Source organism: Baekduia sp. (assembly GCF_035996765.1).
Lineage (GTDB): Bacteria > Actinomycetota > Thermoleophilia > Solirubrobacterales > Solirubrobacteraceae > Baekduia.
In genome coordinates this window covers 1-5808 of sequence record NZ_DASYJG010000054.1, presented here as the reverse complement: position 1 = coordinate 5808, position 5808 = coordinate 1, and the positions used below count along the sequence as shown (strand labels likewise).

Genomic DNA, 5808 nt, shown 5'->3' with positions numbered 1-5808 from the left:
CAACGCCAAGCAGGAGATCATCAACTTCCGCAAGATCGTCCGGCCGCAGCGCGTCGCGCTGAAGGACCTGGAGCGCACCAAGCGCTACGTGACGGGCGAGCTCGACATCTACTTCGACGACATCAACGACGCGTCGGAGCGGGTGTGGGACATGTTGGAGAACTTCAAAGAGGTCATCGAGGGGTTGGAGAACACCAACGAGGCGGTGCTCTCCCATCGCCTGAACGACTCGATCCGCGTGTTGACGGCCTTCAGCGTGATCATGCTCCCGCTGACGCTGATCGCCTCGGTGCTCGGCATGAACGTCGGGGTCCCGGGCGAGGGCTCGATCCACGCCTTCTGGATCACGATCGGGGTCATGTTGTCGGTGTTGGTCGGCATGATCCTGTGGTTCCGCCGACGCGGCTGGCTGTAGAGGACGCGGATGGACACGGCGCGCTGCTGGGAGCTGCTCGGGTCCGCCCGGGTCGCGCGCTTGGCGACGGTCGCGCCGGACGGCCGCCCGTCGCTGGTCCCGGTGTGCTTTGCGGCGATCGGCGGCGTCATCTACCACGCGGTCGACCACAAGCCGAAGGCGACGCGGGCGCTCGCGCGGCTAGAGCACATCGCGGCCGAGCCGCGCGTCGCGTTGCTGGCCGACCAGTACGACGACGATCGCTGGGACGCGCTGTGGTGGGTTCGGGCCGACGGTCTCGCGCGCGTGATCGATGAAGGGCCACAGGCGGCGCACGCGCTGGACCTCCTGGTCGAGCGCTACCCGCAGTACCGCGAGCAGCGACCGGCGGGTCCGGTGGTGGCGCTCGACGTCGTGCAGATCAGCGGGTGGAGCGCAAGCTAGCCGCGCGCGCCAGCCGCGCTCGCCCGCTCCGGTGATCCGGAGGGGCGAGCGCGACCGGCCCTAGGGCACGGACTGGATGCTGATGCCTGCCTCGCCGCTGGTCTGCGGCGTTGTCGTCTGGACGGCGGCGTCAGCGTGCCCCGCGGCCACGAGGATGGAACCCGTCACGAGGAGGAGTGCAACGAGCTCTCGGTGGGAGATCCGCGGGGAGGTCACTGCGGGCAGTCTCGCGTCGGCGAGGGGTCATAACAGTCGTGGTTGCCTGCATCTGGGAGGTGCGGGTGACCGCACCGTCGACTCGTGTGACCCCGAGGCCGTTTCGGTGTACCCAGCAACGTGCCCGCCGCCTCACTGTCGTCGCTCGAAGCCCTCGGCGACCAGTTCGCGCTGAACGCCGCCACCGAGCGCAAGCGCATGCTGGTCATCGTCAACCCTTATGCGACAACGGTTTCCGACCGTCTGCGCAACCTCGTCGTCTACGCCCTGCAGGGTCGCTACGAGGTCGATGCGGTCGACACCAAAGCGCGCGACCACGCGACCGAGCTGACGCGCGAGGCGGCCGGCGAGGGCTATGACGTCGTCGTCGCCTTCGGCGGCGACGGCACCGTCAACGAGGCCGCCAACGGCCTGCGCGGGTCCAAGACGCCGCTGACCTGCCTGCCCGGCGGATCGACCAACGTCTACGCCCGCATGCTCGGGATCCCCAACGACATCGTGGACGCCACCGAGCACCTGCTGCGCATCGCCGACGACTGGCAGCCGCGCGAGGTGCGCATGGCGCGCGTCAACGAGCGGCGCTTCCTCTTCTCCAGCGGCCTCGGCCTCGACGCCTCGGTGGTCGCGCGCGTCGACGCCCACCCCCACCTCAAGGCGCGCTTCGGCCCCTACTACTTCGCCTACTGCGGCTTCGGTGAGTTCCTGGGCAAGTACGTCGCTCGTCCGCCGCAGCTGGAGACCGTGACCGACGGCGGCGCGCCGCTGCCCGGCGTGACCGTGCTCGTCCAGAAGGGCGACCCCTATACCTACTTCCGGCGCATCCCGATCCATGCGGCCCATGGCGCGACGCTGGCTGAGCCGACGCTGGCCGGGATCGTGCTGCGCAGCACGCGTCCGACGGTCATGCCGGGAATCCTCTACCGCCTCTTCTCGGCGCGCGCCCAGCTGGAGCGCCACCGTCAGGTCGACGGCTTTGCCGGCGTTGACGAGGTCGTCGTGCGCTCCGTCGACGGCCGCCCGGTGCCGCTGCACGTCGACGGCGACTACATCGGCGACGTGACCGAGGCCGCTTACGCGGTGGACGAGGCGCCGCTGTACGTGGTTTCCTGAAGCGACCATGGACCCGTTCGCCACGGCGCTGAGCTCCGCCGATCAGCTCGCCGAGCTCTACGAGCCGGCGGCCGAGCGCGCGTGGGCGAAGGACATCGGGATGCTCGACGGTGCCGCGCAGCGCCTGATCGCCGCTTCGCCGCTGGTCGTCGTGGCCAGCCAGGACGCCGAGGGCCGTGCCGACGCGACGCCGCGCGGCGGTCCGCCCGGCTTCGTCGCGATCCTCGACGAGCATCATCTGGCGATCCCGGACGCGACCGGCAACCGCCGCCTCGACACGCTGACCAACGTCATCGCGACCGGCCACGTCGGTCTGCTCTTCCTCATCCCGGGCCGCAACCAGACGCTGCGCATCAACGGCCGCGCCTGCGTCTCGGCGGCACCGGAGATCCTGGAGGCCGCCGGCGCCGTCGGCAAGCCGCCACGCACCGCGATCGTCGTGCGCACCGATGAGGTCTACGCGCACTGCCCGAAGGCGTTCGTGCGCTCGCATCTCTGGGATCCGGCCACCTGGCCGGCTGCTGACCAAGTCCCGACCGCCGCCGAGGTCATGCTCGCCCATCTGCGCGATCCCACCCGCACGCTCGCCGAGGAGCAGGAGTACCTCGACGAGGCGCTGCGCAGCCGTCTCGCCTAAGGCTTCAAGTCATACGGGTAGTCGGTGAGGATCTCGTGGCCGTCCTCGGTGACGAGGACGAGGTCCTCAGAGCCCAGCATGCCGACGTTGCGGTCCCAGAGGCCGGGCTCGATGGCGACGACGTCGCCTGCAACCAGCGGCGAGCGGCCGGCCTGGCCCATGCCGGGATCCTCGTGGACCTCGAGGCCGACGCCGTGGCCAAGGGAGAACTGAAAGCCCTCGTTGGGATCTTCGCCGGGGCCCGTGCGAAGGGTCTTGTGGCCGGTAGCCTCGAAGATGTCGCAGGCCAACGCGTGGAGCTCGCGGCCGGTGATGCCGGGCCGGATCGCGTCGCGAGCCGTGACGTGGGCCTCGCGGGCCAGGGCGTCAAGCTCTAGCGTCCTGGCGTCGGGCTCGCCGACGACGAACGTGCGGGCCATGTCGGCCCAGCACCCGCTCTCCTCGTCGCGCGGCCAGAGATCGATGTGGATCGGGAGGTTGGCGGGCAGCGGGCCAGAGCCGGCCTCGTGGCCGAAGCCCTGCCAGACGCTCGCGACGATCACGTCGGGCGGGGCGATCGCGCCGTGCTCGGCGCATGCGGCGCGCAACGCGTCGCGCACCTGCTCGGCCGTGACCGGCACGCCGTCGATGACGACCTTGTCGCCCTCGGGCACGGCGGCGCGTAGCACCGCGGCGGCGGCCGCCATCCCGGCCTCCGCCGCCTTCTGGGCGCGCCGGATGCCGGCCAGCTCAGCGGGCGACTTGGCCCGGCGGCGCGCCGCGAAGGTGTCGTGGTCGGGCGTCAGCGTCACGCCATCGGCGCGCAGCCGATCGGCGACGGCCAGCGGGAAGTCGGGGTCGACGAAGGCATCCTTGAGCCCGACGCGCGCGACCGCTCGTGAGATCAGCTCCAGCAGCATCTGATCGCGCGGCATCCCGCTCTCGAGCAGTTCGTAGAACCCAACATCGGCCCACTCGATGATCTCGGCCTCCGGCCGCACCGCGGCGACGCGCGCCTGGTCCAGCGAGCTGATCAAGATGATGCTCTTGCCACCGACCTCCGCGTAGCCGAACGGGTCGCCGATCCCGATCGGGACCTCATGGCGCATCGCGGCGCTGCGCTCGGTGTCGCTGTAGAGCAAGACGTCGGCCATGCGCTCGACCCTACCCACGGGGCGAGCGGCCGACGCCCGCCTTTTAGTTCGCGCCGGGGGTGATGCGGTAGGCGTCGAAGACGCCCTCGATGTTGCGCAGTCGCTGGACTGCCTGCTTGAGCCCCTGCGTGTCAGGGACCTCGACGACGAAGCGGTTCTGGACCATCGGCGAGCTGACGATGCAACGGGCTTCGACGATGTTGAGGCCCGCCTCGGCGAAGGTCCGTGACAGGTCCTCCAACAACCGGTGGCGATCCCAGGCGTCGACCTGGAGCTCGACGCGGAAGGAGCTCTGGTGGTCGCCCTCCCAGTGGACGCGGACGAACCGCTCGGGATCCTTGCGCAGCGCGACGGTGTTAGGGCAGTCGTCGCGGTGGATCGTGATCCCGCGCCCGAGCGAGACGTAGCCGACGATCGGGTCACCGGGCACCGGACGACAGCACTTGGCCAGGCGGACGAGGACGTCCTCCACCCCATCGACCCGGATCCCGTAAGACCCTGCCTTGCCGGTAGGAGCGCGGCGCGCGCGGCGGGTGTTGACCAGCGACTCGGCGGGGTCGGTCTCGTCCTCTGCGGCCTCGCCCTGCTTGAGGCGCTGCATGACCTTGTTGACGACGACCTTTGGCGAGATCTTCGCCCCGCCCAAGGCCATGTAGAACTCCTCGGCCCGGCGGAAGCCCATCTCGCGGATGATCTCGGCCAGCAGCGGCGAGCTGACGATCTTCTGCGGTGGCAGCCCCTGCTTCTTGAGGTGCTCCTGCAGCAGCTCGCGGCCGGTGTGCTCGGTGTCCTCGCGCGACTCGGCCTTGAAGAACTGCTTGATCTTGTTGCGAGCGCGCGTCGTCTTGACCAGCGCCAGCCAGTCGCGCGAGGGCCCGCGGTCGCGCTTGGAGGTGAGGATCTCGACGATGTCGCCGGAGTTCAACGAGTAGTTGAGCGGGACGATCTTGCCGTTGACCTTCGCGCCGACGCAGCGGTGGCCGACCTCGGTGTGGACTTCGTAGGCGAAGTCCAGCGGCGTCGCCCCCTGCGCGAGCGACTTGACCTCGCCCTTGGGCGTGAAGACGAAGACCTCCTCGTCGAACAGGTCGACGCGCAGGCTCTCCATGAACTCCTTGGGGTCGTGGAGCTCCTGCTGCCAGTCGAGCATCGACCGCAGCCACTTGAGCTTGTCCTCCCCCTCGGGTCCGGCGCTGCCTTTCTTTGTCGGGTCCTGCTTGTACATCCAGTGCGCCGCCACGCCGAACTCGGCCATGTCGTGCATGTCGCGCGTGCGGATCTGGATCTCCAGCGGCAGACCCTCGGGCCCGATGACCGTCGTGTGCAGCGACTGGTACATGTTGAACTTCGGCATCGCGACGAAGTCCTTGAAGCGGCCGGGCAGCGGCTTCCAGAGCGAGTGGATGACGCCGACGGTGCCGTAGCAGTCCTTGACCGAGTCGACGACGACGCGCATGGCGGTCAGGTCGTAGATCTCGTTGAACTCGCGGCCCTTCTTGGTCATCTTGGAGTAGATGGAGTAGAAGTGCTTGGCGCGCCCGGAGATGCGCGCGGCGATGCCGAGCGCCTCCAGCTCCCGCGACAGTTCGTCGCCGGCGGCGTTGACGTAGTCCTCGCGCTCCTCGCGCTGCTGGTTGACCAGGCCCTTGATCTCCTGGTACTTGCGCGGGTGCAGCGCGGCGAAGGCGAGGTCCTCCAGCTCCCACTTGATCGCGTGGATGCCGAGCCGGTGCGCGATCGGCGCGTAGATCTCCAGCGTCTCCTTGGCCTTCTCGATCTGCTTCTGCTTGGGCATCGCCTCGATCGTGCGCATGTTGTGCAGGCGATCGGCGAGCTTGATCAGGATGACCCGGATGTCGGAGGCCATCGCGACC

At 69.2% G+C, this 5808-nt stretch carries 6 protein-coding genes; 4 read left to right on the top strand and 2 right to left on the bottom strand.

The features are described 5' to 3' along the window. From VGO10_RS12500 to VGO10_RS12485, 4 genes are all read left to right on the top strand, one after another. On the top strand, positions 1–415 hold a 415-nt coding region (locus VGO10_RS12500), incomplete at its 5' end, for a CorA family divalent cation transporter (protein ID WP_327468757.1). Positions 416–424: 9 nt separating this feature from the next. Next, complete coding sequence (locus VGO10_RS12495) at positions 425–838, top strand: TIGR03668 family PPOX class F420-dependent oxidoreductase (RefSeq protein ID WP_327468755.1); 414 nt, start codon at positions 425–427, stop codon at positions 836–838. A gap of 336 nt (positions 839–1174) precedes the next feature. Further along, on the top strand, positions 1175–2164 hold the full coding sequence (locus tag VGO10_RS12490; RefSeq protein WP_327468753.1) for a diacylglycerol/lipid kinase family protein: 990 nt from the start codon (positions 1175–1177) through the stop codon (positions 2162–2164). A 7-nt stretch (positions 2165–2171) separates the two neighbouring features. Beyond that, complete coding sequence (locus VGO10_RS12485; protein WP_327468751.1) at positions 2172–2801, top strand: MSMEG_1061 family FMN-dependent PPOX-type flavoprotein; 630 nt, start codon at positions 2172–2174, stop codon at positions 2799–2801. Here VGO10_RS12485 and VGO10_RS12480 read toward each other — a convergent pair. Next, positions 2798–3934 carry a M24 family metallopeptidase gene (locus VGO10_RS12480; RefSeq protein WP_327468749.1) on the bottom strand — a complete coding sequence of 379 codons (1137 nt, stop codon included), beginning with the start codon at positions 3932–3934 and terminating at the stop codon, positions 2798–2800. The genes VGO10_RS12485 and VGO10_RS12480 overlap by 4 nt on opposite strands. 43 nt (positions 3935–3977) lie before the next feature. Then, on the bottom strand, positions 3978–5808 hold a 1831-nt coding region (locus VGO10_RS12475; RefSeq protein WP_327468747.1), incomplete at its 5' end, for a bifunctional (p)ppGpp synthetase/guanosine-3',5'-bis(diphosphate) 3'-pyrophosphohydrolase.

Bases quoted from the DNA above. Each gene is read 5' to 3' on its own strand.
- VGO10_RS12485 (WP_327468751.1), top strand. From the start codon at position 2,172: ATGGACCCGTTCGCCACGGCGCTGAGCTCCGCCGATCAGCTCGCCGAG.
- VGO10_RS12480 (WP_327468749.1), bottom strand. From the start codon at position 3,934: ATGGCCGACGTCTTGCTCTACAGCGACACCGAGCGCAGCGCCGCGATG.
- VGO10_RS12495 (WP_327468755.1), top strand. From the start codon at position 425: ATGGACACGGCGCGCTGCTGGGAGCTGCTCGGGTCCGCCCGGGTCGCG.